2 protein-coding genes are annotated in these 2,275 nt (G+C 64.4%); one reads left to right on the top strand and one right to left on the bottom strand.

All coding sequences use genetic code 11. The annotated features are described in order from the left end of the window. The first annotated feature begins 254 nt into the window (after window positions 1–254). The gene (locus AB0I88_RS41210; protein WP_361037739.1) at window positions 255–665 is read left to right on the top strand and encodes an arsenate reductase ArsC; all 411 of its coding nucleotides are present in this window, start codon (window positions 255–257) and stop codon (window positions 663–665) included. A 512-nt stretch (window positions 666–1,177) separates the two neighbouring features. Here the strand turns inward: AB0I88_RS41210 and AB0I88_RS41205 are convergent. Then, complete coding sequence (locus AB0I88_RS41205) at window positions 1,178–1,876, bottom strand: hypothetical protein (RefSeq protein ID WP_361037737.1); 699 nt, start codon at window positions 1,874–1,876, stop codon at window positions 1,178–1,180. Between the last annotated feature and the right edge of the window lie 399 nt (window positions 1,877–2,275).

The raw sequence follows: 2,275 nt of genomic DNA, 5'->3' as shown, positions 1-2,275 counted from the left end.
GGGGAGGCGAGCCGCATGTCTCACGTCGTCAGCACTGGCACGGTTACGCTCCGCCGTGGCAAAACACGTTCATTCCGATCGGCTTGGTTCTCACCCGCTGGAACACCCGAAACTTCAGCACGCCTGTTCCCTTGGACCCCATCGGTGAGACGCCGGATCCGCCTTGGCGGCGAACCGGCTTTCCCTACCCTGCTCCGCAGGGAATCCGATTCCTCCCCACGGCTAAAGCCGGGGGTTTCCACGGAGGCTTTTCGATGAGTGACACCAAGCCCACCGTCCTGTTCGTTTGCGTCCACAACGCCGGCCGCTCCCAGATGGCCGCCGGCTGGCTGCGCCACCTCGCCGGTGACCGCGTGGAGGTCCGCTCCGCCGGGTCCGAGCCCGCCGACCAGATCAACCCCGCCGCGGTCGAGGCCATGAAGGAGGTCGGCATCGACATCACCGACCAGACCCCCACCAAACTCACCTGGGACGCTGCCAAGGAGTCCGACGCCATCATCACCATGGGCTGCGGCGACGCCTGCCCGGTCTTCCCCGGCAAGCGCTACGAGGACTGGAAACTCGAGGACCCGGCCGGCAAGGGCGTCGACTCCGTGCGCCCGATCCGTGACGAGATCAAGGCCCGCATCGAGGTGCTGCTCGCCGACTTGCTCCCCGCCTCCTGAACATGGAGTCGATTCGCGTCTGATCATCATCGGTTCCGGACCGTCGGGCTACACCGCGGCGTTGTATGCGGCTCGTGCCAAACCTGTAGCCCCTGGTGATCGAGGGCGTCGGCTCCGGCCGTCAACCCACGGTTTGCACTTCGCTGATGCGCGCCGCCTGGGCGGTCCGCTCGATGCGTACGCCCGCGATGCCGTGGCAGGCGAACGCGGTGGTCGCCGCGGTCACGGGCCACCCCGGCGGCAGGTGGTCTGGGGCCGGCAGATGCAGCCACCAGACCCAGGGAACGAGGGACCGGCAGCCGGGCTGTGAACGTTGCTTCAACCCTTGGCGCAGCCCGGCTCAACCGGTTCGTACCCCGCCTGACATCGACGGACAACGTGGAGTTCGCCGGAGGGTCGACATCAAGTTCTGGTGGAGCGTGGCACTCGCGACTCTCGGCGTGGTGGTACCGGCCGTCGCCGCGGTCTACGAGTTCGTCATCAAGGGTCGCAAGCGGCTCGGATCAGCCGCGCTACACGACAATCGGAAGCACTTCGATCCAGCAGGACTTGACCTTCGGCGCAAGGATCGCCTGCGCCGCTTCGGCATCCTGCTGAGTAAGGAAAACCCCCGAGCCTGACACATGCGGTCGCACGTCGCGGCCGACGTCAACCATGACGACGAAGACGTACCGATACTGGCTTCGGCCGGTCGGCTGGTCATGATTCGAGCCGAGCGCGGCGACGAGATCCTGGACGGAAGCTACGTTGAACCCCGGGTTCAACCCGAACAGCGGCTCGGTTGGCCACTGTGGCAAGTACGCGTCGGCGGTGTTGAAGAAGCTTCCTTGGACCCGGGGCAGGATCCCTTCGTGCCGGCCAAACCCCATGCTGACCACGTAGTCGGATCGACCTTGGCTTTCCAGCATGAACACTCGGTCGCCGCGATCGGCTCGCGCACCAGGCATGGACGCGAAAATCGCTTCCGCCTCCGGTGTGGTCGCGCATCTGACCACCAGTCCGGCGTAGCCGTCCCGGATCTTGATCGCCTCGACGGGTTTGAACAGTAGGTCGATGGTGGTGTCAAACTCGTCGTCAGCTGGATTGCTGCGCAGCAGTAACTGGCCGTGGCTCGCGGAGTACGCCTCCATCGCGAAGTGGCGGTTGCTGCGGAAGATCACGGCACCCGGCTTGAGCTCGTGATCTTGAGTGAGCCAGCGATCGGAGGCCATGTCGCCATGATCTCATAACCACTATTACGGCAGGATGTACTACAACCGTCTCAGTTGAACAAGCCAGCAGTGTCAGCTGATCCAGCACGCGACTCGCAGTCCCTGAGACAGAATGCGTCCCGCCATGATCACGTGTACTCATTCCGGCAGATCAGTTTGTCCGACTGGCGAATACCGGGCAGTACGGGTATTCCAACGGTGTGAATGGGCTGGCTCAGCTAGCGGCCGTTGACCTTCGGCTGTCACCCGGGCGAACCTGCTGACGAGCCGCGCCGGTGGCGGCCAGCCGCGCTACCAGCAGGCACGGCCTAGGTCGTGTTTAAAAGGTGGGTTCATAGCCATCGGTTGATCGCGGCGATCTGCACGGTGGCGAGGTAGCGAACGGCCAGTTTGTCGAAC

It is taken from the genome of Actinoplanes sp. NPDC049802, assembly GCF_040656595.1.
Classification (GTDB): Bacteria; Actinomycetota; Actinomycetes; order Mycobacteriales; family Micromonosporaceae; genus Actinoplanes.
The sequence above is the reverse complement of the archived record's forward strand: the minus strand, read 5'-3'. Positions and strand labels throughout refer to the sequence as shown.

Coding starts and splice junctions, on each gene's coding strand:
- AB0I88_RS41205 (WP_361037737.1), bottom strand. CDS start 1,876: ATGGCCTCCGATCGCTGGCTCACTCAAGATCACGAGCTCAAGCCGGGT.
- AB0I88_RS41210 (WP_361037739.1), top strand. CDS start 255: ATGAGTGACACCAAGCCCACCGTCCTGTTCGTTTGCGTCCACAACGCC.